This is a genomic window from Streptomyces sp. NPDC001980, assembly GCF_040296885.1.
Lineage (GTDB): Bacteria > Actinomycetota > Actinomycetes > Streptomycetales > Streptomycetaceae > Streptomyces.
Genome location: NZ_JBEOYD010000010.1, coordinates 125,420 through 149,857, shown reverse-complemented (window position 1 = coordinate 149,857; position 24,438 = coordinate 125,420). Strand labels below are relative to the sequence as shown.

Genomic DNA, 24,438 nt, shown 5'->3' with positions numbered 1-24,438 from the left:
GACATGAGGCGCCTGTTGCTGAGTTCGTCGTTTCGGTACCGCCGTCCGCGCGAGACATGCCAAGCGGGGGGTCTCTCGACGAAACTACGTTACGCACGACGATGCCCTCCAGCGAGGCTCATCCCCATGGCACCCGAAAATCGTCCTAGTTGGGTCCCGCCGCCGTGCATTGCTTCTTGTGGCGAGCGCCATTGGCCCTGCGTTGGCCGTCGGCGTGGGTGATGGTCAGCTGGTGGCCGCCGAGCTCTATGCGGTAGGCGGTGTCGCCGCCGACGTTGATGATGTGCAGGCGTACGGGCCGGTCCCGGTCACGCTCGTGCGGATGCGGCACGGGTGTCGGCTCGTCGAATGCGTTCAGGTGCTGCAGTACACGGTGAACGTGCCCCGGGTGAGGGCGTGGACGTACGTCTCGGCGCCGGCCAGTAGCCGCAGGTGTTCCTCGGTGCACGCAGATGCGGGGCGAGTTCACGGATCCGGTAGAGCTCCTCGATACTGCCGACCTCGAAGGGTGAGACGCCGGTGCGGGCCCGGGAGCTTCTGGCGCGTCGGTCCAGATGGTTCAGGAGCGGGCCCAGGTGGTTCTGCCGCCACTTCGCGCCACGGACGGCCTGGCCGCACAGTTCATACAGGTCGGCCACCCGGCCACCAGGGGTTGGTTCCGAGGAGTACTTGCAGTGGACCAGGGCGACGACGAGTTCGTCACCGTCGATCTTCATTCCGACCAGGTCGGCTGCCTCGCGAGCGCGGTCGTCGTCGATAAGGACGTCGAACTCCTGCGACTGCTGCAGGTGGGCGGATATGTAGGCCTGGATGGAGTCAGGTTCGCGCGTGGCAGTCTGAGACTCCTTCTGGATGTCTACCCCGGCCCAGCTCAGGACGGTCAATCGTCTGCGGTCGAAGGGATCGAGATCTTTGCGAGGGGCGAGCAGCCGGTCCTCGGCGGTGATCATCTTGTCGCCCGCCAGGAACAGAGTGGGCTTGTTCCGATTGATCCATTCCTCAAGCGAATACTCGTGGATTCCGGAGCGGACACGCCCGTCCAACTCGTCGGGGGCGTAGGTCAGACCGGTGTCGGTGAAGTCGGCACCGTAGGCGATCTGCCAGGCAGGAGTGGTCAGGCGGATCCGGAAGGGGCCGGTAGGGGAGTGGTCGGCCACTTCCAGGGCGACGTCCACGGCGGGGTAGGCGGTGCCGGCGTGGGAGATCTGCGGGCCGGGTCCGTTGCCGGTGAACAGCGGCCAGGGCCATTCGGCAGCGATGAGTACACCCTCGGGGCGTTCGGTGAGGTCTTCGGGGAAGATGAACCCGTCCATGACGGTGGCCAGGTCGATGCTGGAGTCGGTGAGCTTGGCCCCCTGCTCGTTACACCAGTCGGTCCAGGCTTTGAGGTTGGGGGCGGTCTGCATCGACCAGAACCGTCCCGACAAGGCGGCGCTGATGGTGGTCTTCTCTCCGTTGCGATATCCGGAGGCGGCAATGTGGGTCTGGCTCTTGCCCTGCCGGTCGGCGGTGGTCAGCGCCTCGTAGACGTCGCTACCCACATGCATGGAGAACCGGTTGAAGTGGTCCCGTGAATCCAGCAGGCCCACGTTGGTGGGGATCAGGCGCTCCATGTGACCCAGCACCCTGAAGGTCGGCATACCGGTGACCGGTTGGGAGTCCATGCCCAGGACGGCTTGGGCGAGTTCCCGGTAGTCGCCGGTGTTGTTCGAGCCATGGATGTAGAGCAGGCCTCGGTCACGGCTGAAGTACATGACGATCAGCTCGTAGGTGACCTGCTCCAGGGCCTGAGGGGCTCCCCAGCGCACTTCGCTGCGGTTCTCCACCACGAACCAGGCAACGGTGGAAGCCGTGTTGACCGCGATGGTGCTGTCCAGGACCCGATCGTCGCCGTAGACCTCCAACGCCCGTTCGGGAGTCCAAGCATGGCCAGGAGCTCTGTGAGCGATGGCGCTCATCTTGGGTTCCAGTACCGCGACTGACACCTCTTCCGGGGCATCGGTGAAGGACGCCTCGAAGCCGCTGATCTCCTCCACGCTCGCCGTGGCCCGTTCGGTGATGTCATGCAGGATCGTGTCCCAGTCAGCATCCTCGCGCAGCAGTTCACGCAGCGGCGACAGCGCCACCGACGGATCACGGGCCACGAACACCGAGGCCGTTCCGATCGTCGAGCCCGCGGAAGTGGACCGGGTGAACCGCCCGATGAACTGGATCATCGGGCTCAGGCTCTTCTTCACGTCGTGCAGTGCGGCGATCTTCAGGGCCGGCAAGTCGAAGCCCTCACCGAGCATGTCGACGCAGACCACGATCCGGCACGACCGATCTGCCAGAGCGGCCAACGCCGCACGCCGCGCTCTGGCCGCCACCCTCTCGTGCAGAACCGTCGGATTCAGGTCCGGCGCGAGTGCCTGATAGAGCTCGCCGAGTTCCTTGGCCCGCGCGATGCTTCTCGCCCTCACCATCACGATGTGATCCAGCCCTGCAGCCCGGTCCTCGCGCAACTGTCCTACCGCCAGCTTCGAGAGCTCTCGGTCAGTATCCTCCAGACTGAGCACGGCCCGGTAGTTGATGGGGGTGAAGTACCCGTCCCGTTGGGCCTCCCGTAGCGGGAACCGAAAGATCGTCCGCCCGGGCACGGGCCGCCCGTCCTCTCTGAACGGGGTGGCGGTGAACAGCAGGACACGCCGATCGGCGAAGGCGTCGACAATGCGTGACCAGCTGGGCGCCGGCGCATGGTGGGCCTCATCGACCACCAGGTGACTGAACGCGGCCAGCAGGGCGTTGCGAGCCCCCGGCTCGCAGGCCTGAAGTGCATGCGGGGTTGCGACCACCACGTTGCAGGCAGAGGCGAACGCTGCAGCGTTGGAGGCGTCGTGGAAGCCGTGCTGGAGTTTTCCCACCACGGGGCGCATCACGCTCGGAGTGACAATCTGGTGCGTGTGCAGGATGCCGAGTGACTCGAACTTCGCCGCAATTTGATCACGCAGTGCCGCCGTCGGCACCAGCACCAGCAGACGCTCAGGTCGGGCGGCCACAAGCAGTGCGAGCATCGTCTCTGTTTTGCCCGTTCCAGTGGGCATCACCACGATTCCCGGAGCCGTCACCCCGGAGGCCCAGTAGCCGATCACCGAGTGCAGGGCACCGATCTGGGGACGTCGCAGGGCGTGCGGTTCGGCGTGGTCGCGGAACCCGATGCCGTCAACAAACGAGGCCAGTACCGTCTGCGGCGAGCGAAGTACCGTGTCGCCAATCCACCCCACCCGCCCGCCCGTTCTGACGGTGGGTATGACAGCCGTCAGCTGCACAGGCTCCCCGCCTCCGGCTCGTATCGCAGGCCACCTGCCCTGGACGCTGGCTACTTCCAGCTCGGTGGCTGCCTCCACCACATCCAAAGTGCCCGAGGGCACCAGTAGTTGGCGCACCACATTGCGACCGAAGACGATCTGCTGGGCCCACACTTTGGTGGTCACGACGTGCACACGTGCTCCTGTTCCTCACCAGTCCGGACTGGCAGCCCAGTCGCCCCAGTGCCCTCACCAACCACCGCGCCCCTTACAACGCGTCAGCAGGGATTCAACCGATATACACCCATGAGTCGGCCATCGCACCCCATATGCCGGGTGACCTGCTTCCAGCCCCTAGTGAGACTGGGCCCTCACCGGGGCACTGCGGAGACGTCGCCAAGACCGCATAGGCGATAGAAGGCGCTCTTACCTCTTCACGTAGTAGGCGTAGTGGGAGGCGATTCGAGTGCTCGGCAGGGCGTGTTTGAGGATGGAACGATGCCTTTGCCGATCGGGCGGAGGAGAAGGTCTTCGAGGGCGGTCCGTACCGGTCGACGGAGTGATGAGCCCTCGCCGACCACGGTGCCTCGGGTTGTGCATCCGAATGTCAGTCGTCACCCCTATCGTCGGCATCAGTACTTTCAGGAGGACCCAGGGGGAACGGTGACCGACGGACAGAGGCGAGCGAGGAGGTCCACGGGCTCCGGCGGCTCGGCCAGGCGTAAGCGGGTTGTAGCGACGGCGGTGATGGAGGCCGAGGGATGTCTCGCCGACCTGAAGCGCGGACGTCGTGCCGCTCTCGAAATCAAGGAGATCACCGAGCGGATGCTCTCGCCCGAGTACAAGGGGCGCGTGCTCGTCGAACTGCTCCAGAACGCACATGACGCGCACCCCGCCCGGGACGGCGGGGGTCGCGTCGAGATCGTGCTCGATGAGGACGAGGGCGAGCACGGCGTTCTGTACGTGGCGAACGGCGGCAGGCCCCTCGGGTACAAGAACTTCGAGGCGCTGTGCAGCATTGGCCTGTCGAGTAAGCGCCCCGACGAGGGCATCGGCCACAAGGGCGTCGGATTCAAGAGCGTCCTGCAACTCAGCTCCGCCCCCGAGTTGTACAGCGTCGTGGGATCCACCTCCAAGGCCTTCGACGGGTTCTGTTTCCGCTTTGCCCGGGATGACGACTTCGAATGGCTGGCGGACCAGGCCGCGCCCGGCCGCCCGGAGGCCGCTGGCCAACTGCGCGCAAATCTCTCGTCGTTGAAGGTCCCGGTGCCGGTGGACGATGTCCCGGCCGCGGTGGTGTCCTTCCGCAGACGGGGGCTGGTGACCGTGGTCCGACTCCCGCTCCGGAACGCCGACGCGAGGCAGGAAGCGTCACGCCAGCTGCGTGAACTGACAGATGACGGGGCGCCGTTCGAACTCTTCCTGGACCGTCTTGGCAAAGTGACCGTGACACACCGGGTGGGTGGCCGGGGGCGCCCCAGCGTCTACACACGCAAGGTAGACCCCCTCTTCACCGCTCCCGGCCTGAAGATCCAGCAGATCACCCTGCGCCGCCGCATGCGCCTGATCATGGTGACGGCCGCCGTGCACCGTGAACGCGCGCACGAGGCCATTGCCGTAGGCCGCGAATCAGGACCGCTGACGGACGGCTGGCAGGCGCTGGGTGACTCGGCTGTGGTCAGCGTGGCAGTGCCCGCGGGCGAGCCGCTGGAGCGCGGCAGGCTCTATACCTTCCTGCCCATGGGGGCACAGCCGACCTGCCCGGTGCGCGGGTTCCTCAACGCTCCTTTCCACACGGACGTGAGCCGACGCACCATGGCGGAGTCCACGCAGTGGAACGACTTGCTGCTCGACACCGTGGCCGAGGCCTGCGCACAGGCGGCCGTGCTGGTCGACGAGGGACACGTCGCCCTGCCCGCAGGTGCTCTGATCGACCTGATGTGCTGGGAGCACGACCAGGCTCGGCGCCTGGAGCTGGCCTTCAAGGCACAGGACCGTGAGTTCGACGACCTCCCGTTCATGCCGGTATTGCACCCCACGGGGGCCCGCACTTCGTACCGCCATGGCTACCTGTGGCACGGCCTCGACCAGGCCCGCGTGTTCACACCGCAGGCCGTGGCCGCCGCCGGGGTGCGGCAGGTGATCGACCCTCAGCTCCACCCCCTGCGCGCCGAGCGGCTGGTTGCGCTGGGTACGGCGCGTGGGCTGTGGCTCCTCCCGCCTGCCTCCGTGCTCGCCCGCTGGGCGGAGAGCGTCGCATCGGCCCTCGCCCAGAGGGAGTTCGATGCGGGGAAGTGGGCGGACTATTACCACGACCTCTCGGTCTGCTTCGCCCGCACCGGCGAGGAGCTGAAGGGCGGGAAGATCGTCCTCACGACCGATGGGAAGTTGGCTCCGGCTGGCGATCCCGGGCTGTTCTTCCGCCGCTCGGACGGTCCGTCCGCAGTGCTGCCCGATCTTCCGCCTGGACTCGCGAACAGCATCTCCTTCGTCCACGCGGAGATCGCCTGGATGGGACGGAGGACGAGCCGGCGCTCCCGCGGCCGCACCTGGCTGGAGGAACAGGGGCTGGTACGCGACTACAGTCCGCAAGCCCTCCTGGACGTGCTGGGCGAAGCCATGCGCAAGGACCGTGAGGACGACGAGGCCCTGCGCGAGCACCTTCTGTTCGCCTGCGCTCTGTGGGCGTCCTCCCTGGATGGGCACGGCAAGGGGCCTGTGATCAAAGGGTTGCTGGTGCCGGGCCGCAAGGGCTGGGTGCCCGCGACGGAGGCCATGTTCGGCGACGGCTGGACAGGAGGACACAGCGGGATCGACCAGACGCTGACCCGCTTTCTCGACCGTACCGAGGGAGTTTCCCGTGCTCTGGCCGCCGCCACCGACCGGGTTGTCCGTCCTGCTGAGGGCGTCTGCGCCGGCACCCGGACCGACGCACAGACCCTACGGCGCTTCCTCGAACAGCAGGGTGTCCGCCACGGCCTGCTACCGACCTACGTGGCAACGTCACAGGCGGTGAAGGGTCAGTATCTCAACCACCCCTCCGTCTTTCCCGGACTGTGGGCACTGAGCCTGAGCCAGGACGAGCGGGCCCAATGGCGGTCGACCGCCGAGCGCTGGCCCAAGCGCCGCGACGACCTCTACCTGACTGTCGAGTACCGCCCGACCCGCAAGAGAGTGGCCATGCTCCCCGGCCAGCGAGAGTACGCCGCATTCGACGAGGAGAGCCGCCGACTCTACGCCGAGCTGATCGTCCACGGTCTGGACACCTGGCCTGCCGACGCCCTTGAGTTGCGTTTCGCGGGCGGCTCGGACCGGCAGGGCACACCGTGGCCCACCCCGCTGGCAGCCTTCCTGAGCCGAGTGCCGTGGATGCCCCAGACGGGCGACGACGAGGACGCCCCCGATTTCACCACGGCCGGCCTGGCGTGGTGGTGGGCCGCGGCGGAGGCACCGCCCGCCTTCCTCACCGTTGCTTCCGCTGCGCTGCGCAGACGACAGTCGGACCGCGTCCTCAGGCGCCTGCGCCTGCTCGGAGTACGCCGCTGGGACGGCCCGGAGACCGCCGGTGACCGGCTGCGCCACCTGCCCACCCTGCTGCGCCGCATGCCCCGGCTTAGGCAGGGTCGCCTCGGACACCTTCTGGGCAGGGCCTACGAACAGGCCTGGGCCGATCTGCTGCCCCCGCACCAGACCGGCCCAGGCTGGCACGCCGGGCACCTGCCCGAACTCCTCGTGAGCAGGGCAGGGATGCTGGACGTCCTCCCGGCCGAATGCGAGGCCGAACCGGTCTACGTGCCCGATGTGGCGGGAACTCAGAACCGCAGACTGCTCGACCAGGTGCCTGTGCCTGTCCTCCCCGTCGACGACCGGGCTCTGGGCCGACGTGTTCACGCCCACTTGGTGGCACAGGGACGCCACCCGGTCCGCGGGACGAGCGAGGCGGAGATCGACATCCGCGTGGATCTGCTGCCGATCGCCGACGCACCTCGCACTCCGCTGCTCACCCTGGCCGGACCCTGGCTGCACACCCTCCTGGCCGCGCTGGTGGAATTCGACGATGACCGGTCTTCCCGCCCCGACCCACCCACCGCACCCCATGTACGACGACGGCTGGAGACCTGCGGTGCCGTGTCCGCCCGCACCACCGTCACACACATAGCCGGACACACCCTCGAAGGCCCCGGCGCCGACCGCTCCCTCCTGCACGACGATCCGGAGGAACCCTGCCTCGTTGTCGTGTGCGCGCAGCCGTCCTCCGACTGGCACGTGCTCCAGACCGCCTCCACCGCCCTGAGTACCCTGATCGGCGCCCCGTATCTGGCCACGTCGGTACGGCTGGCACTCATCGAACTGGAGCGCCGTGACCGTTCCGTCACGGACGTCATCGACTCGGACATCGCCGCCGTGGTCGGCATCTCACCGCAGCGGTTGGAGGCCGTCCTCGCCGACCGTGCCTCTATCCGCTCCGGCAGCGCCCGTCTCGTCCCCCTGCTCGCCTGCGTCGCCCCCGACCTCGCCGACGAACTGCGGCGCGGACAGGAGGACCTGCACGACCGCGAAGAACTCCACGACTGGCTCGTGGCGCGACTCGATCTCGACCGCGCCGACCACCTGCTAGCGCTCGTGGACGAGAATGACTGGCAGCGGAAGCTATCCGCCCTGGGTGTGCCCCTGGTCGAGGCCAACAGGGCCTGGCAGGCACTGGGCCTGCCGACGGTCGACAACTCGGAGACCCACCAACGACAGTTCCAGGCCTGGTTGCAGCAGAACCGGGCCCGACTGGCCGACAGAGTTCGTGACGCGTACGTGACGACCCACAAGGCGGGCAGCCCCCTCACAGAGTACGTACGGCTCCGCTCGTTCCCCGGACTGGAGCCGGACCCCCAGTGGGGACTCGCCCACTGGGATCTCACCACCGACCTGCTCGACGCCCAGGCCGAGGCATGGGCCGCCACCCACCTGCCTCCGGCGCCAGCCCGGCAGCACTCGCCGCGTCCGGTGGCCGAGGTCCACGAGGGGTGCGTCGACACCGTCCACACGCTCCTTCCCCGCCTGCGCGCAAGGATGGAGGCATGGCTCAACCGTCAGGGCCACGAAGGTCCCTCGCTGCCGTCGGCCACTGAGGTCGCGTCGGCGATGGACGCCGAGGGCCGGCTCGACTTCGAGCCGATCGGCGTCCGTACGCTGATCGCTTGGCTCCAGACCCATGGTCACTGGCCCGAGGGCATGCCCGCCACGGACCGGGCGGCCGACCTGGGCCTCAACGACCCCCCACCCCTCAGACCGGTCCAACCCAGCGGCAGCACCCTTCTCCGGCCCACCCCGGGTCCATCGCTCCTCCTCAACGGCCGCGCGCTCCCGATCGGCCCGGACAACCTGCGTGATCTCGCACGGCAGATCGCCGCCGACCTCACCCCCGACCAACTCGCCGCCTCCCCGCATCCCGGCACACCGTCGGCACCTGCACTCCCGAGACAACGAACCACCTCCGCGGTCGCCGGTCGCGGCGGGGTATACCGGGCCGTCCCCCGGGACCCGCAGAAGGACAGGGCCGTCGGACTCGCAGGAGAGGTGGCAGTGGCCGCTTGGTTGCAGCGGCAGTACGGCGTCCCCCGCGAGGAATCCTGGAAGTCCGGGCTACGCCAATACGTCTTCGCCGACGGCTCGGGCGACGACAGCCTCGGCTACGACTTCCTCATCTACGACGGGGATCGCACCCTCCTGTACGAGGTGAAGGCCTCGACCGGGGACAGGGGCGAGTTCGAACTCGGCGAGTCCGAAGTAGAACGAGCAAGTCGCCTTCGCCCGGATGAGACGTACACCATCGTCTACGTCTCCCACGTCCTCGACGGCACCCACCGACGCATCACCCCTCTCCCCAACCCGTTCAGCGCCCCCGGTCTCGCCGGCTACCGCCTCGTCGGCACGGCCATGCGTCTGCGGTTCGAACTGCCGCCGGGGTGACCGGGACCATCCCGTAGGCGAACGAGGTCGAGTTGCGCCCGTGTTGTCTGATCCCTGGCGACAACGGGCAATGAGCCCCGTGACGTGGCAGTTGGGTCACCCAAGGGATCACCGGGCCTCGGCGTTGGGCGACGTGAGGTCGGGTGGGTAGCCCTTGGCACGGAGCCAGGTGTCGAGGGCGAGGGCGACGATGTCGCCGTGGGGCACGTCGTGGTCGGCGTTGTAGCGGCGGATGCGTTTTTGGAGCTGAAGTACATCGGGAACGGCGTAGTTGAGCTGTCCGCGATGGGTACGGCGATTGCTGATGATCTCTAGCGTGTTCGGGTGGGGCGTGAAGGGGTCGTCGGCGGGCTGGGACTGCGCTTCCAAGGCGTCGGCCAGCTCACGCAGTCGTCGGGCTTGATAGGCGAGGTCGGGCACGAGCTGCTCCGGTTGGTCCGGATAGGCGGATAGCTAGCCGCCTATTGGATTAGTCGAATAGTCGGGCGTGCAGGTGGCCGCCCACTCCCTACGAGGGGCGGCCACCCCAGGCGATGCACGCTGCGTCAAAATCCGCGGGTGGTGAGCCACTCGTCCAGCGCGACGGAGACGATGTCGCCCATGGGCAGGTGGTCGAGTTCGTTGTCCAGCGCGAAGCGCTTGAGCCGCTTCTTCAGCTTCAGCGCCGCGGGGACGGACGAGTCGAGGCTCTCGCGCGTGATGATGCGCTGGTTGAGGATCACGGCCGTCGCGGGGATGTCCTTCGGGCGGCCGGGGCCGTGAGCCCACGGCGTTCCCTCGCTCCGTGCTTCCTCCGGTCGCACGTACTGCTCCTGGTGAGATCCCGGACCATCGCTCCGCACCGGGAACGCGGTACCGCCCGCGACCGGAGAAGCTGCCGGACGGACTGCCACCTCTGCGGCCGGGGGCCTGTCAGGAGCCGCGGACGTGATGGGGGAGTGGCCGTTTCGCGCAGCGGGTTCGGTCGGCTGCGCGGGCCGCACCGCTGGAGCTGCAGGTTCGGCAGCCGGAGGCTCATGCTGCGCTTGTCGCTCCACCCGCTCCTCAGCGGTTTCCATCCCGACCTCGGGGGCGACGAAGGCGGTGCGCACCGGCTGACTGGTGACCGGCTCCCGCACCGGGCTGCCGCTCGATACCACCTCGATGGTCGGCTGGGTGGAGGTCTGTGTCTCTTCGGGCGCTGCTGCGATCCGGCCCTGCTTCGAGGCCTCGTCGAGGACGGTGGAAGGAGCAGGCTCACCTTTCGGCGGTTCGGTGGTGGGACGGCCTGGGTCCTTGGGGGTGGCCTGTTCAGCGGCGTACTGCTCGGGGGTGAGCTCGGCGGTCGGGGGAGGAGGCGGAGGGGTGGTCTTCTTGGTTCCGCCCAAGGTACGGCCGCCCGTGCGGCGGGCCGGGGGCTTCATACGTTCGGTCATGCTGCGGTCAGCTCCTTCATCAGCTCGGCGTACTCGCTCAGCTCGGTTGGGATCTCGCCGAAGGCCTCCATGTAGTGCACCCAGGAATGGATGGTGGTCTCGGCGAGCGGGAACGCCTCGTCGCGGTCCGGGCCGATGCCCTCGCCCTGGGCGGGGTCGAGGAGCTGGTCCTTTGCCCGACTGGGCAGGCTGGTGCGGTCATCGGCCTTGACCATGACGACGTGGGCGGTGACGCCGTGCTCGTTGCGTGCGGCGGCGCGTTCGGCCTCGTCGAAGGTGGCCACGAGCTTGCGGCGCTCGATCTTGGTGGGGGCGACCGGCACGAGCAGCAGGTTCGCCTCGGTAACAGCCTCGTGGAAGATGCGGGCGCTGCCGCCGCCGGCGTCGACCACGATCGCGCCGAACTCGGCGCGCTTGGCCCGGATGTACTCTGCGATGTCGTCGAACGGGTACCGCTCGACCACCAGGTTCTCGGGAACCTCGAAGCCGGCGGCCTGGGCGACCTTGAACCAGTCGTAGGCGGACTGGCTGGTGGCGTCCGCGTCCAGCAGCAGGGTGGGCAGGTCGAGGACGACGGCGTAGTAGAGGGCGATGAACCAGGCCGAGGTGGTCTTGCCGGTGCCGCCCTTGAGCATGCCGACGACGATGACGAAGGCGTCCCAGGCGCTTTCAGTGGCCGCGGCCAGGGTCTTGTGGTGGGTGTTCTCGTTCACGTGTGCTTGATCTCCTGAATGGGGAAGGGGTGTCGTTTTGTGCGCGCGTCGGCGAGCGGGCCGACGACGGCGGTGCTCGTGCTGCCTTGTCGCGGCCGGAATGGCGCACGACCGCCTGCTTGATCTGCCAGGTGCCGCCGGGGACACCTGCGAGAACGTGGGGGCTCATGGCCGTTTCCTCGTGTCGCGGGCCGGTCCGTGGTGGTGCTGGGGCCGCATGCGGGTGCCTGCTTGGTGCAGGAGTCGGTAGACGGTGGCGATGGAGTAGCTGTGCTCTCTGGCGAGGTCCGGGACCGTGGCGCCGGCCTCGTACCGTGCCCGCAAAGACAGCGCGAGCTTCTGACGCTCGGCTGCCCGCGCTGCGGCGCGCATCTGCAGCGTCTGCTGCGGGGTACGCACGGTGCCGCCGGCCTCGATCAGCAGGCGCCGGGCAGCACGCCTCGTCCCAGCCCCCGCCGCGGCGAGCTCGGTGAGCGTCGCGCTGTGCCGCTCGTAGAGGGCGCGCAGGTGGGCCGCGAGCCGTCGGCGCGCCTGTGGATCCTGGCGCATCCTGCGGGTCTGCCACGACGTGCGCATCTCGGTCCCGGCCTCGTGCAGCCGGTTGAGAACCGTGCCGTACGACAGCCCACTGGCGGCGACGAGTTCGTCGACGGTGGCTCCGGACTCGTACTGCTTGCGCAGGGATTCGGGTGTCACCGCCTCGCTCGTATCGGAGGTGACTGGGGGTTCTGGGTTCATGCTGCGGACTCCCATTCGCTGAGGGCTTCGGCATGGGCGGCGGCCAGCTCGTCGTAACTGCGCTGGTCAGCAGGGGTGATGAGGATCAGTCGTCCATCGGTGGCGATCCGCCAGTCGGGAGCGGCGCGACCGGTGACCGGGTCGAGGACGCGCCCACTGGGGGCGTGCCAGGCGGAGGGGATCTCCTCTGGGCGGGGCGCCGGGACGAGGATCTGGTGGCCGTCGCGGACGATCACCACAGCCTTGCTGCGGTGCTCCGACAGCCGCTCCAGTGCCTCCCGGTACGCGGCGCGCTCGGCAGCGTGCAGCGCCTTGCGCCGGGCCGCGATGCCCGCGGTGCCGTACTGCTGGGCGACCTCGTCCCAGCCCTGTGCCGGGTACGCGGTCGGGCCGGGAACCGTATCCGGCAGGCCGGCACCGAAGCCCTCCAGGGCGCGAGGCGCGAGGCTCCAGGTCTCTCCGCTGTGGTGCACCAGGCCGTGGTCGGCCATGCGTCGCAAGGTCCGGTAGGCGGTGGCCCGGGATACCGATGCTGAGCCGACGAGCTCGCCGATGGTCTGGGCGGGTCGGGCGTGCAACGCGCCGATGATCATGAGGGCGGAGCTGCCGAGGCCGTGGTGGGCGAAGGCGTCGTGGCCCATGAGATGGCTGAGGACGGTGGAGTCGATGTCGGCCGTCGTGGCCGTCTCAGGGGTGGTCCACTCCTCAAGTGCCGGGTCGGGGGGGAACTGAGTGGACCGGAAACGAGACACCAGAGCCGGGCCACCGCGACCGGGGATATTGCCGTCGCCCAGGTACCAGGTCGAGCCCTCCCGGCCATGACCCACCCGCGGACGCCGCAGCCAGCCTCCCGGCTTCAGGACGGTCTCGTAGACGACCCGCAGTGTTGTACGGGAGACCCCGGCTTCCTCCGCGGTCTGCCGCTCACTGGCGTGGTGCAGGGGCCCGCCGGCGATCTCGGCGAAGTTCAGGTGCGCCCGCAGCACCCGCAGCGCGGTCCGTCCCCGCTCCCCGTGCCACGGTGTCGTCTCGATCCGGTCGCGCAGTGCGGCGAGGACTTCGTACGCCTCGTGCCGGGAGCCCAGCGCGATGGTGCTGCTGATTGCGTCCGAGGCGCTGGCCCACACCCGGCGGATGTAGTCCAGGGTGCGCGACTGCCCGGATCGCAGCGCGATGTGCCGGGTGTGCCGTCCGCCTTCGTGGTCGGGGTGCAGCAGGAGCTGCGTGAGCTGGTCGACGGTGCCGCCGGCACGGGCTACGTGGCAGGCGATGGCCGAGGTGATCCGGTGACCGTGCTCGGCCGCGCCCTGACGGTCCGCGCGCAGGACCACGCTCCGGCGGTCGGAGCCGAGCCTGCTGTAGCTTCCCGCCGCGTAGCGGCCGGTGAGGTCTCCGAGCAGAACCAGGTCAGCCGCAGCCGGAGACAGCCGGTGAAGCCCCAGTCGCTCGCTTGGCTGAATGGGTCGTTGGGATGGGTCTGCCTGGTCGGTGTGGTGTGGCACTGTGGGGTCGTCTCGCAAGGACGTGGACGCCACTCAGGCCCGCTAAAACCACGGGTGGGGTCCGGAACCGACCTCCAATCGGTGCCAAGCGAAGCCTCCAGGATTGCCGTCCTGGAGGCCTTCGTATGCCTGGCCCCGCATCAGAGGCAGGCGTCCCCATCGCGGCTCGACCGAGAACGACTCGGAGGGCCGCCAGAGGAGTCCTCACCGGTTCGACACGGTCCTGACCTCGGCTGATTCGGGGCCAAGCAGAGGGCGATTGCCTCTGGCTGGCTCCGAGCAGCTCGGGTCGAACCCGGGTCGAATCAGAGCGGTTTCCTCTGACTGCCTCCGATCGCCTCTGCAACCCGTCCTAGCAGGCCACAACCGATACGGCTCGTAAAAGCGCAGGTCACAAGGGTGCTCAGGAATACCCGGCGTACAGCCCGACTCGTCTGCCGCTTGGTATTTTCGCAGGCCAGGGCCCGTATTCCGGTGCTGAGCAAGCCCTTCGGGTCGATTGCGGGCTGTACGGGCGAGCTGCAGCCGCCGCCCGAGACCGAGGCGCCTCCGCAGCCGAGGTCAGCTGCCGGACCGGGACGTTGTGGCACTCTCTGCGGGCCAGTCCAGCACGGTGAGCTCGGGCCATTGTTCTTGCCACCGCGCTGTTTTGGTCTCATAGACCGAGCGAGGGGCGAGCACGGGGTTCGGCCGGACGACGAGGTTGAACACGTCCGAGAGGCCGTGCGGCGCGTACACGCGCCAGCGGCCGTCGGTCTCCAGCCGTACTCCCAGACAGCACGTCGTCGCGGCGAAGCTGTCGATCGCCGCCTCGGTGGAGTCGTACGGCGGACACGCCACTCCGAACTTGTCCTCGTACCAGAGGTGAACCCGTGCCTCGTTCCGGATCTCGACCTCTGCCGGAAGGCCGGCGAACACCTCCCGGCCGGTCCTGATCACGGCGTCCTCCGCTTCCCAGGACAGCTGGTCGGCGTCGAAGTAGAAGACGTCGTAGTCCTTGATGCCGTTGGTCGGCGGTCTGTCCGTGACCACGTTCCACACGGTCTGGAACAGGCATCCCGCCGTCAGATACCACCCCGGCAGATCCAATGTCGCAGTCCGCGCCAGCACCTCCGTCAGCACGGTGTTCCGCGACAGCACCGCACGCAGGGACTCGAGTTGCTCGTCGAGAGGGAGTCGGCTGATCACCGTCACTGCGTACCACAACTCGCCCTGGGGCAGGGGCGGTCCACCTTGCAAAGTCACTGCCGGCTGTTTCGAGGACTTCGGCGTGCCGGCAACTCGGCGAGGCGCGGTCCGTCGTCTCCGCACGCGCCCCGATCAGCCCGCCGCGCCGCCCGGCAGTGTGACGGTGAAGCAGGCGCCGCCCTCGGGGCCCTGGCCGCTCGCGGTGATGGTGCCGCCCAGACGGGTGGTGAGGCGGTGGGCGATGGCCAGGCCGAGGCCGCTGCCGACGGGGCGGATGTCCCGGTAGCGGTCGCGGAGCACGCCGCGCTCGAACGCGACCGCGGCGTCGTCGTCGGACAGGCCGGGGCCGCCGTCGCGGACCTGGATGACGGCGTGGCCGCCTTCGGTGCGCAGCGCCAGGACGAGGGGGCTGCCTTCCGGGGTGACGCGCAGGGCGTTCTCCAGCAGTCCGTCGGCGATCTGCCGTACGCGGGAGCCGTCCGTGTCGGCGAGGACCGGGGAGTTCGGGTGCTCGAGACGGAAGTCGACGTGGTGGCGTGCGCACAGCCGCGACCAGGTCTCCGCGGCCTCCTCGACCAGGGCGGCCAGGTCGGTGCGCCGGATGTCGAGGTGGAAGTCGTCCGCTTCGAGGCGGGCGAGCCGCAGCAGGTCGCTGACGAAACCGTCGAGTCGCCGGGTCTCGGTCAGCAGGGTGCGTCCGACGGCCGGCAGTTCCCCGGCGGGCACGACGCCGTCGTCGAGGGCCTCCGCGTAGCCCTTCACGACGGTGAGAGGGGTGCGGATCTCGTGGGAAATCGACAGCAGGAACTCCCGCTGGCGGTTCTCGCTGCGCGTCAGCGCCTGGTCGAGCACGGTCAGCGAGCTGCCCAGTTCGACTGCTTCCGTGGGTCCGTCCACCGGGCCGCGCAGTCCGCGCTCGCCCGCGGCCAGCCGGTGCGCGACGGCCGCGGCCGAGGTCAGCGGCCGGGCGATGCGGCGGGCCAGCAGCGCCCCGGCCAGTGCGGCGCCCACCAGTCCGGTGGCCATCGGCAGCAGCAGGCTGTGTTGCATCCGGGTGGCGGCCTGCCGTACGTCGGTCATCGGCTGGGCGAGCACGACGGCACCGCCGCCCCGGGCCGGGTGCGCCTCGACCATGAAGTTCCGGCCGCCCAGGGTGGCGGTGGCGGACACGGGACGACCGGACAGCAGCCGGTCGCGGTCGGCGTCGGTGAGTGCCGGGGCGGCGGGTCCCGCGACCCCGCCGTCCGGGGCGACGACGGCGAGCTGCACGCCATTGGATCCGGCCAGCCGCCGCTCGCTTTCGAGGAGGAGCGAGTCGGGCGCCGGGACGCGGCTGAGGACCGCGGCCTGGCGGGCGAGCTGGTCGCGCTCCTGGGCCTCGGCATTCGAATGGGCCGTCTCTCCGGCCACGATCCCGGTCAGCATGACCGCGAGCGCCGCCACCAGTGTCGCCAGCAGGACGATGGCACCGGCGAGTGTGCCGCGCAGCGGCCACCGGGGCCTGAGCCGGTGCCTGGGCCGCGAGCCGATGGGGTGCCGTGCCGCCTTGCGCATGCCGGATTCCTCACGCCGGGCCGACGCTGTAGCCGACCCCGCGAACGGTGCGGATGGGGCCGGCGTCACCGAGCTTGCCGCGCAGCTGGGAGACGTAGACGTCGACGACCCGGCCGTCGCGGTAGTCGGCGTATCCCCAGACGTGGGACAGCAGCTGCGCGCGGGTGAAGACCTGGCCGGGCCGGCGCATCAGGTAGGCGAGCAGGTTGAACTCGGTCGTGGTCAGGTCGACTGGCCGGCCCTCGTGGTGGACGGTCCGGCGGGCCGGATCGAGGGTGAGTGTGCCCAGGGTCAGCACCGGCTCGACCGGCGGCCCGGCGGCCCGGCGCAGCACCGTCCTGATCCGGGCGACGAGCTCGCGCGGCGAGAACGGCTTGGTCACATAGTCGTCCGCGCCGAGCTCCAGGCCGATGATCCGGTCTGCCTCCTCGTCCCGTGCGGTGACCATCACCACCGGCGTCCAGTCGCCGCTGTCCCGCAGCAGGCGGCAGAACTCGACGCCGTCGAGGCCGGGGAGGGTGAGGTCGAGCACGATGGCCACCGGGCGGAGCCGCCGGGCCGCCGCCAGGCCGGCGCGGCCGTCGCTCTCCACGTGCACGCCGAAGCCGTCCCTGGTCAGGTAGAGCCGCTGCAGGTCGGCGATGTGCGCCTCGTCCTCCACGATCAGGACGAGGCCCTTGTCCTGGGGCATGTGCACCGAGCCTAGCGGTCGTGGCGTCCGCGCCCCGGCCTGGCAGGGGCCGGTCGGCCGATCCTTACGTTGCCCGAACAATCCGCGAACACTCGCCTCTTACGGCTCGTCCATGCTCGGTGGCGGCCGGGAAGCGCCCGGCCGTCACCGGCTACCGAGGGCGAGAGAGCCGTAGCCGTCTCCTGAGGCCCGGCGGAATGCGGCTGCGGCCCGGAGAAATGCCGCGCTCCCGCCCGGCGGGCCCGGTCTCGCAGGCCGGGCCCGTCACGCTGTCGAACATGTGAAAGAGGAACGTCATGGCCAAGTTCATGCTGGGCAGGACACTTGTCGGAGTGGCGGCCCTGGGACTCGCTCTCACCGCCTGCTCCACCGACGACAGTGAGACCACGGCGTCCGGCGAGGCCAGTGCCAGTGCCCGGCCGAGCAACTGCCCCACGACCCCCGCCCCGCAGGGCGCCGCGGGCGCAGGCGCCGGAGCCCCCTCGGGCATGCCCTCCGGAGCCCCCTCCGGCGCGCCCGGCGGTGCGGGCGCCGGCAACCAGCTTCCGATCGCCTCGACCGTGGCCAAGCCCCACACCACCAACAGTAAGGTGATCTCGGCCACGGGGCCACAGATCGAGTGCGGCGGGACCGAGGTGGAGACGCACAACGACATCGTGTACTCGACGCCGAGCACGAACGGGAAGAAGACCGAGCTGAAACTGGACCTCACCGTCCCGAAGACCGACGGCGCGAAGCCGCTGGTCGTCTACATCCCCGGCGGCGGCTTCCTGACGGCCCAGAAGGAACAGGGCCTGAACCGGCGTACGTACATCGCCGAACAGGACTACGTCGTCGCCAGCGTCCACTACCGCACCACCACGGACGGGGCCACCTACGTCGATGGCCTCGCCGACGTGAAGTCCGCGATCCGCTACCTGCGCGCCCACGCCGACGAGTACCACATCGATCCCGACCAGGTCGCCGTGTGGGGCGACTCCGCCGGCGGCTACCTCGCCGCCATGGCCGGCACCACCGGCGGGGTCAAGAAGTTCGACGTCGGCGACAACCTCGACCAGAGCAGCAAGGTCCAGGCCGTCATCGACGACTTCGGGCCGGCGAACCTTTCCAGGATCGGCGCGGACTTCGACGACAAGACCGAGCAGGCGAACCTCACCGCCGGCAACATGACGGCCAAGTGGGTCTACGGTCCGGACACGAAGAAGTCCGTCGCCGCGTACACGGACCAGGTCAAGGCCGCCGACCCGGCCACGTACGCGGACGCGGACGACCCGGCCTTCCTCCTCTACCACGGTGACCAGGACCGCCTGGTCTCGCCCAGCCAGACCCTCGCGCTGAACAACACGCTCCTGGCCAAGGGCGTCGACAGCACCCGCTACATCATCACGGGTGCCGGTCACGGCGACGGGGCCGTCGGGATGCCTGCCTCGATGACCGAGCCCTGGACCACCCGGAAGGTCGTCGACCAGCTGGTCGGCTTCCTCGACGATCACCTGGGTTCCTGACCCGGTGCTGAGGGCGGGTTCAGCCGCCCGCGCCCAGCAGGGGAAGCGTGTCGAAGGTGTGGTGCTGCCACAGCCGGCGTGAGGTCTCCCCCGGGTAGGCCGTGACCGCGGGCTCCGGGTGCATGACCTGGACCAGGCGGCGGTCGGGGTCGTAGGCGGGCCGGCCGGGGGAGCCGTCGGTGGCGAAGGCCGCCCAGGCGGTACGGAACTGCTCGGACACGGCCTCGGCCTCGGGGGTGGGCCCAAGGCCGAGCAGCTGGGCGATCCCGTCGTAGTACTGCGCCCGCTGACGTCATGGCCGAGGGCGACTGGGTGACGTCGTAACCGAGGGCGACTGGTCGGTGTTCACCGGAGCTCCATACCGGCGGGCGGAGAGGGTGAGGGTGCGTTCGGCCAGGGAGGAGACGGCGAGGTCCCCGAAGCCGAACACCCCGCTGCGGCACAGGTCTTCGAGAGGGGCCACGAGGGCGTCGGGAAGGGCGCTCAGGCCCAGGAAGGCTCCCGCCCACGCGCCCGCGGTCGCCCCGATCGAGTCGGTGTCCAGCCCGGCCTGCACGGCGAGGCCGACCGTCTCGCCGAACCGCCCCTCCCCCCACAGCAGGGCCGCGGTCAGGGCGCCGGCGTTGTTGACGGTGTGCACCCAGCTCATGCCGGTGTGCCGCGCGTGCAGGTCGTCCAGGCACTTCTCCCAGGTCAGGCCCTGCCGGAACTGGTCGAGCACGGTCCGGATCTCGATGCCGAGCCGGGAGTGCGGGGGCACGTGCCGCAGCGACTCCCCGACGGACTCCTCCGGGGTGGCGGCGGTGAACGCCGAGGAGATCAGGGCGGCGGCCCACATCTCGCCGTAGATCCCGTTGGCCCGATGGCTGAGCGAGGCGTCCTGGTACGACAACAGGGCGGCGCGGCGCGGCTGTCCCGGCGCGACGAAACCGAAGACGTCGGCACGGATCAGCGCGCCGATCCACTCCCGGTACGGGTTGTCGTGTTCCCCCACCCGGTCCAGCGGCACCCCGCGGATGAGGTTCTGGTAGGCCGCTCGTTCGGCGGTGAAGAGCTGGTACGCGGGGAAACGGGACAGCCACTCGGCCGCCACGTCGCGGGCGGTGTAGGTACGGCCGTAGGTCTCCAGCAGGTGCAGGGCCAGCACCGTGTAGTCGATGTCGTCGTCGCGGACCGACCCGTGGACCCGGCCCGCCGTCAGCCCCTCGAAGCCCCAGCGGCCGAGCCGGTCGCGCTCGCCGGGGTCGTCGAACGGCACGTATCCCGTGAGCGGATAGGCGCCCTTCGACCGCAGATACGCGCGGATCGACTCCCGGGTGGGCCCGATCTCGAAGGGCTTGCCCATCATGTTGCCGATGATCCGGCCCGTCCACGCACCGTGGATCCGGTCGGCGGCCACCGGCTGTGCACCGTGGATCCGGTCGGCGGCCGCCGCCTGCGGCGCCCCGTCCCCGTCCCTGTCCTCGTCCTCGTCCCCGTCCTCGTCCTCGTCCGGCGGGAGCGTCGCCACGATCTCCGCGAGCGCCGAGGTCTCGGTGTACGGCCAGTCCGCCGCCCGTGGCCTGGCGAGGATCTCCCGGTGGAGGTCGAGCAGCCCGGCCTCGTCCTCGGGCGGCAGCGACTCCAGGCGGGGCCGCAGGTCCGCCACGTCATGGCCGCTCTCGGCGGCCTGCTGCAACTCGTTGCGGGCCAGCGCCCACGGCTCCTGGCTGATGGGGCTCGGCTGCTGGCCCTTGAGCAGGTACTCCACGGCGGCTCCTCGGCGAGTTCTGCGACCCTGCGCAAGCTCTCGGCAGGCTAACACCGAAACATCAAGTCACCCAGTGTCTCGGTGACCCGTTGACGCTCGCCGCTCGGTGATCTAGCGTCGAGGGCATGGCGCAGGACTCAGCGGGAACCGCGGCCGACCGCAGGATCGGACGCGGCCGGGTCGCCGACCGGATCGTCGACGACCTGCGGGAGCGCATCCTCAGCGGGGAACTCCCGAACGGCTCGCGGCTGCCGGCCGAGCGGGACCTGGCCGAGCAGTACGGCGTCAGCGGCTCTACGGTCCGTGAGGCGGTGCGCGTGCTGGCCACCGTCGGGCTGATCAGCGTCCGCCACGGCGCCGGCACCTTCGTCACCGCCGAGTCCGACACCATGATGGGGATGTCCATCGCGTCGCTGGTGCGCCTGGAGAGCGTCGGCGCCCGCGAGGTGCTCGGCATGCTCGCAGCCCTGAACCGGCACGCGGCGCAGCTCGCCGCCGAGCAGGCGAGCGACGACGAGATCGCGTCGTTCCGGGAGGCCGCCGAGAGGCTGGCCGTGATCGACGCCCCCGACCGGGCGCTGGAGGATCTCAGGACCTTCATGCGGCGCCTGTCGGAGATCTCCCACGACGCGTTGCTGACCGCCGTGTGCCGGCTTCTCGTCGATGTCCAGGTGGAGCTGGCCTTCGCGATGAGCGGCGGCAAGCTGTCGGAATGGCGGCGGGTCACGGGAGGACTGCACGAGGACCGGCTCGCGATCGTCGAGGCCGTGGCGAGCCGGTCCGCGCGGCGGGCGGCCGAGGCCGTCGACGCGCACTCCGCGCGCGCGGCGGGCCTGATCCTTTCGGGGCCGCGGGCGAAGAAGATCCAGATCTCGGATCCCGGCTACACCCACCTGCTGGCCGGCCTGCTCAACACCAGGCTCGGTGCGACGGACACCTGACCGTCGGCGCGGGGCGGCCGTCCGCCGCCGACGGACATCTGACCGTCGGCGAGGGGCAGCCCTCCGCCGCCGACGGACACCTGAGCGCCGACGCCGGACACCGTCCGCCGCGTGCGTGGAACAGGAGACGCCATGAGTCAAGTCCGCGTGGAACAGGGCATCCTGGAAGGCAACCGGAAGCGGGGCGCGTTCCGCTTCCGGGGCATCCCCTACGCGGCCCCGCCGGTGGGGGAGCTGCGCTGGGCCGCACCGCGTCCGCCCGCGGCATGGGACGGGGTACGCGACGCGACGGCCTTCGGCCCCGCCGCGCTGCAGACCGCCGACAACGGCGCGGACCTCGGGGCCGGGCAGAGCGAGGACTGTCTCTACCTCAACGTCTGGACCGGGACCGTCGACCCGCAGGCCCGGCAGCCCGTCATGGTCTGGATCCACGGCGGCGGCTTCCTCAACGGGGCCGCGTCCATGGCGGACTACCACGGCACGGCGCTCGCCCTGCGCGGCGTGACCTATGTGTCGGTCAACTACCGGCTCGGTGCGTTCGGCTTCCTCCACCACCCCGAGGCGGGCGGCAACGCCGCGGTCCAGGACTGGGTCGCCGCGCTCGACTGGGTGTCCCGCAACATCACCGCGTTCGGCGGCGACCCCGGCAACGTCACGGTCTTCGGCCAGTCCGCCGGCGCGGTCGCGGGGCGGACCCTGCTCTCCACCCCGAGCGCCCGGGGGCTGTTCCACCGTGTCATCCTGCAGAGCGCGGGCTTCGAACCTCCCGCGGCCGTTGCCGACACGGGGCACGAGGGGGTCGTCGAGGCCGGCGCCCGGCTGTTCGAGCAGCTGGGCGGCAGCGACCTCGAACTGCTGCGCCGGGCGCCGGCGGAGCAGGTGCTCGGGGCGTCGCGCCTGCTGTCGGGCACCAGGCCGGCCCCCGGCGAGGTGCACACCCCGGCCAACTTGGTCTGGCGCCCCACCGAGGACGGGCAGGTGGTCGGCGCGGATCTGTCCTGCTGGCCGGAGGACGTTCCGGTGCTGTTCGGCCACACCGCCGACGAGGCGCGCTTCTTCGTGAGGCCGGGCGGTACGTACGGAGCCCCGCGGGCGGCGGCGGATCCGGCCCTGATCTACACCCCCGAGACCCTGGCGAACATGACCACCGCGCTCGGCGGGAACCGCGCCGCGCTCATCGCCGCCGAGCTCACGGGCAGCCCCTACGAGGCGCTGGCGGAGCTGTTCACCGCCGCGATCTGGGCCGAGCCGGCGCTGGCCTCGTACCGGCGCTTCACCGAACTGGGCCGCACGGCCTACTCGTACCGGTTCGATCGTGTCTCACCCGGCCACCGCCGGACCGGCATGCTCGCCTTCCACTGCGCCGAGATCCCGTACGTGTTCGGCCACCTCACCCCGGCCGGGGACGAGGACTACGACGAGGTGGACGCCCAGGTGTCCGACACCCTCGCACACGCCTGGACGGAGTTCGCCCGCACCGGCGTACCGAGCAGCCCCGACGGCACACCCTGGCCCGCCGCCGACGGGACGGCGCCCCAGGTGACGGTCATCGACGACAAGGCGCACAGCGGTCCGCCGGCCGCCGGCCCGGTCACCGAACTGCTCAACTCCCTGCGGAGCGGAGCCTCTGCCGAGTGAGTCTCTCTGTCATGTCCGGCCCTCGGTGCGCAGCGGAACGCTGAGCGGAAAGGCCATCTCGAACCGGTGCTCGGCGAAGCGCCACACCCCGTCCGCGCCGCTCTCGCACCGGGCGTGGACCCGGCCCACCCGCAGCTGCGTGTGGGTCTCGGACACCGCCGGCTCGAACGCGTAGGTGGTCATGACCGCCTCGGCTCCGGCGCCGCGCTCCCCGTCGGGAAACACCTGCAGGTTGGCCCACTGGTGACAGGTCCGCCGCCGGGTGTCGGCGAACCTCGCCCGGTAGAACGCCTCGACCGCCGCCGGGTTCCGCAGGACCTCGCCGGTGGGCGGCACGAAGGCGCAGTCGGCGGTGAACAACTCGGCGACGCCGTCCGCGCGCCCGGCGTCGATCGCGGCGCCGAACCGGGTGAGCAGGGTGGCGACGCCCTCGTGCACGGGGCCGCCGGTGAGCGGCGGGGGAGCGGTGGGCCGGGGGCTGGGAGACGTGGAAACCATGCCGGTCGTCCTCTCTCGAACAGCTGACGGGGCGTCAGCGGGTCGCCGCAGAAGGTGCCGTCCCGACCGTTGACCCCTAGTCACCTAGTGACTTACTGTCCCAGTAGGTTACCGCCCGAGAGCCCGCGAACCAATGCCGGACGAAGCCTCCGGCTCACGGCCGTACGCTCCCCAAGCGTCGAGGATGCACGTCATGACGGATGCCCCACACAGCGACCCGGCGTTCCGCAAGTTCGAGCGCGGTCGGGTCGCCGACCGCATCATGGAGGACCTCCGGGACCAGATCCTGCGCGGAGCGCTGCCCGACGGATCCCGCCTGCCGGCGGAACGGGACCTCGCCGAGCAGTACGGGGTCAGCGGGGCCACCGTGCGCGAGGCCGTACGCGCCCTGACCGCGATGGGACTGGTCAGCGTCCGGCACGGCAGCGGATCGTTCGTGACGGCCTCGGCGGACCGGATGATCGCCGTGTCCATCGCCTCCGCGATCCAGCTGAAGAACGTCGGCGCCGCCGAAGTCCTCGACATCCTGGGCACGTTGAACGCCCACGCCGCCCAGGCCGCCGCCGTCCACGCCACGGACGAGGAGATCGCCGCACTGCGCGCGGCCGCCGAACAGCTGGCGTCCATCGACTCCGTGGACGAGTCCGTCCACGCCCTCAAGCGGTTCCTCCACCTGCTCTCCGAGATCTCCCACAACGCGCTGCTGGCGACGCTGTGCAAGTTCTTCGACGAGATCCAGGTGGAACTCGGCATCGCCATCTCGGGCGGACGGAAGCTGAGCGAGTGGCGGCGCATCGCGGGCGCCCTCTACGCACACCGTCTCGCCGTCGTGGAGGCCATCGAGGCCAGGGACGGCGACCGGGCGGCGGAGCTGGTGAAGACGTATCACCAGCGCGCCCTGGAACTGGTCACGGCCGCCCCGCAGGCCGAGCAGATCCGCATCGCCGACCTGCGCTACTCCCAGGTCATCGCGTCCCTCCTCCACACACAGCCCGCCGCCGGGCCGCGGTAACACGTCCCCTTCCCCGTTCTCCCGTCCATTGAGGAGCGCCGGCCG

General features: G+C 70.1%; 18 protein-coding genes. 5 read left to right on the top strand and 13 right to left on the bottom strand.

Translation table 11 applies throughout. The annotated features are described in order from the left end of the window. Window positions 1-145 precede the first annotated feature (145 nt). Together ABT137_RS51030 and ABT137_RS17865 are read right to left on the bottom strand one after the other, a co-directional pair. Window positions 146-331, bottom strand: coding sequence for a hypothetical protein (locus tag ABT137_RS51030; protein WP_502984531.1), 186 nt, complete (start codon window positions 329-331; stop codon window positions 146-148). Beyond that, the gene (locus tag ABT137_RS17865; protein ID WP_351709569.1) at window positions 309-3,479 is read right to left on the bottom strand and encodes a DEAD/DEAH box helicase; all 3,171 of its coding nucleotides are present in this window, start codon (window positions 3,477-3,479) and stop codon (window positions 309-311) included. Before ABT137_RS17865 ends, ABT137_RS51030 begins: the two co-directional genes overlap by 23 nt. Before the next feature lie 552 nt (window positions 3,480-4,031). On the opposite strand from ABT137_RS17865, the gene ABT137_RS17860 reads away from it, so the two are divergent. Continuing rightward, window positions 4,032-9,248 (top strand): sacsin N-terminal ATP-binding-like domain-containing protein, encoded by a 5,217-nt coding sequence (locus ABT137_RS17860; protein WP_351709566.1) that lies wholly within the window; start codon window positions 4,032-4,034, stop codon window positions 9,246-9,248. 108 nt (window positions 9,249-9,356) lie between these two features. Here ABT137_RS17860 and ABT137_RS17855 read toward each other — a convergent pair whose 3' ends face one another. The 8 genes from ABT137_RS17855 to ABT137_RS17820 all read right to left on the bottom strand — a co-directional run bounded on the left by ABT137_RS17855 (window position 9,357) and on the right by ABT137_RS17820 (window position 17,049). Next, window positions 9,357-9,668: a hypothetical protein gene (locus tag ABT137_RS17855; protein ID WP_334580665.1), complete on the bottom strand. Its 312-nt coding sequence runs from the start codon at window positions 9,666-9,668 to the stop codon at window positions 9,357-9,359. 125 nt (window positions 9,669-9,793) lie between these two features. Continuing rightward, the gene (locus ABT137_RS17850; RefSeq protein WP_351709563.1) at window positions 9,794-10,663 is read right to left on the bottom strand and encodes a hypothetical protein; all 870 of its coding nucleotides are present in this window, start codon (window positions 10,661-10,663) and stop codon (window positions 9,794-9,796) included. Next, complete coding sequence (locus tag ABT137_RS17845) at window positions 10,660-11,376, bottom strand: ParA family protein (protein ID WP_351709560.1); 717 nt, start codon at window positions 11,374-11,376, stop codon at window positions 10,660-10,662. The genes ABT137_RS17850 and ABT137_RS17845 overlap by 4 nt, the downstream gene beginning before the upstream one ends. A 165-nt stretch (window positions 11,377-11,541) precedes the next feature. Beyond that, window positions 11,542-12,129 (bottom strand): helix-turn-helix domain-containing protein, encoded by a 588-nt coding sequence (locus ABT137_RS17840; RefSeq protein ID WP_351709557.1) that lies wholly within the window; start codon window positions 12,127-12,129, stop codon window positions 11,542-11,544. Further along, window positions 12,111-13,445, bottom strand: coding sequence for a transcriptional regulator (locus ABT137_RS17835; RefSeq protein ID WP_351709554.1), 1,335 nt, complete (start codon window positions 13,443-13,445; stop codon window positions 12,111-12,113). The genes ABT137_RS17840 and ABT137_RS17835 overlap by 19 nt, the downstream gene beginning before the upstream one ends. A 732-nt stretch (window positions 13,446-14,177) precedes the next feature. After that, the gene (locus ABT137_RS17830; protein ID WP_351709551.1) at window positions 14,178-14,804 is read right to left on the bottom strand and encodes a nucleotidyltransferase family protein; all 627 of its coding nucleotides are present in this window, start codon (window positions 14,802-14,804) and stop codon (window positions 14,178-14,180) included. Window positions 14,805-14,936: 132 nt separating this feature from the next. Beyond that, on the bottom strand, window positions 14,937-16,358 hold the full coding sequence (locus tag ABT137_RS17825; protein ID WP_351709548.1) for a sensor histidine kinase: 1,422 nt from the start codon (window positions 16,356-16,358) through the stop codon (window positions 14,937-14,939). A gap of 10 nt (window positions 16,359-16,368) precedes the next feature. Further along, complete coding sequence (locus ABT137_RS17820) at window positions 16,369-17,049, bottom strand: response regulator transcription factor (protein WP_351709545.1); 681 nt, start codon at window positions 17,047-17,049, stop codon at window positions 16,369-16,371. 296 nt (window positions 17,050-17,345) lie between these two features. Here ABT137_RS17820 and ABT137_RS17815 point away from each other — a divergent pair, with 296 nt between their 5' ends. After that, window positions 17,346-18,554: a prolyl oligopeptidase family serine peptidase gene (locus tag ABT137_RS17815; RefSeq protein WP_351709542.1), complete on the top strand. Its 1,209-nt coding sequence runs from the start codon at window positions 17,346-17,348 to the stop codon at window positions 18,552-18,554. 19 nt (window positions 18,555-18,573) lie between these two features. Here the strand turns inward: ABT137_RS17815 and ABT137_RS17810 are convergent, their stop codons facing one another. Together ABT137_RS17810 and ABT137_RS17805 are read right to left on the bottom strand one after the other, a co-directional pair. Beyond that, window positions 18,574-18,774, bottom strand: a complete 201-nt coding sequence (locus ABT137_RS17810; RefSeq protein ID WP_351709539.1) for a hypothetical protein — start codon at window positions 18,772-18,774, stop codon at window positions 18,574-18,576. Window positions 18,775-18,846: 72 nt separating this feature from the next. Beyond that, the gene (locus tag ABT137_RS17805) at window positions 18,847-20,304 is read right to left on the bottom strand and encodes an ADP-ribosylglycohydrolase family protein (protein ID WP_351709536.1); all 1,458 of its coding nucleotides are present in this window, start codon (window positions 20,302-20,304) and stop codon (window positions 18,847-18,849) included. Between the two features lie 125 nt (window positions 20,305-20,429). Between ABT137_RS17805 and ABT137_RS17800 the strand changes: the two genes are divergently transcribed. Then, complete coding sequence (locus ABT137_RS17800; protein ID WP_351709533.1) at window positions 20,430-21,245, top strand: FadR/GntR family transcriptional regulator; 816 nt, start codon at window positions 20,430-20,432, stop codon at window positions 21,243-21,245. 132 nt (window positions 21,246-21,377) lie between these two features. Further along, the gene (locus tag ABT137_RS17795; RefSeq protein ID WP_351709530.1) at window positions 21,378-22,883 is read left to right on the top strand and encodes a carboxylesterase/lipase family protein; all 1,506 of its coding nucleotides are present in this window, start codon (window positions 21,378-21,380) and stop codon (window positions 22,881-22,883) included. A gap of 9 nt (window positions 22,884-22,892) precedes the next feature. On the opposite strand, the gene ABT137_RS17790 is transcribed toward ABT137_RS17795, so the two are convergent. Next, the gene (locus ABT137_RS17790; RefSeq protein WP_351709527.1) at window positions 22,893-23,381 is read right to left on the bottom strand and encodes a nuclear transport factor 2 family protein; all 489 of its coding nucleotides are present in this window, start codon (window positions 23,379-23,381) and stop codon (window positions 22,893-22,895) included. Between the two features lie 193 nt (window positions 23,382-23,574). On the opposite strand from ABT137_RS17790, the gene ABT137_RS17785 reads away from it, so the two are divergent. Continuing rightward, entirely contained in the window at window positions 23,575-24,393 is an 819-nt protein-coding gene (locus tag ABT137_RS17785) for a FadR/GntR family transcriptional regulator (protein ID WP_351709525.1), read from the top strand. Window positions 24,394-24,438 lie beyond the last annotated feature (45 nt).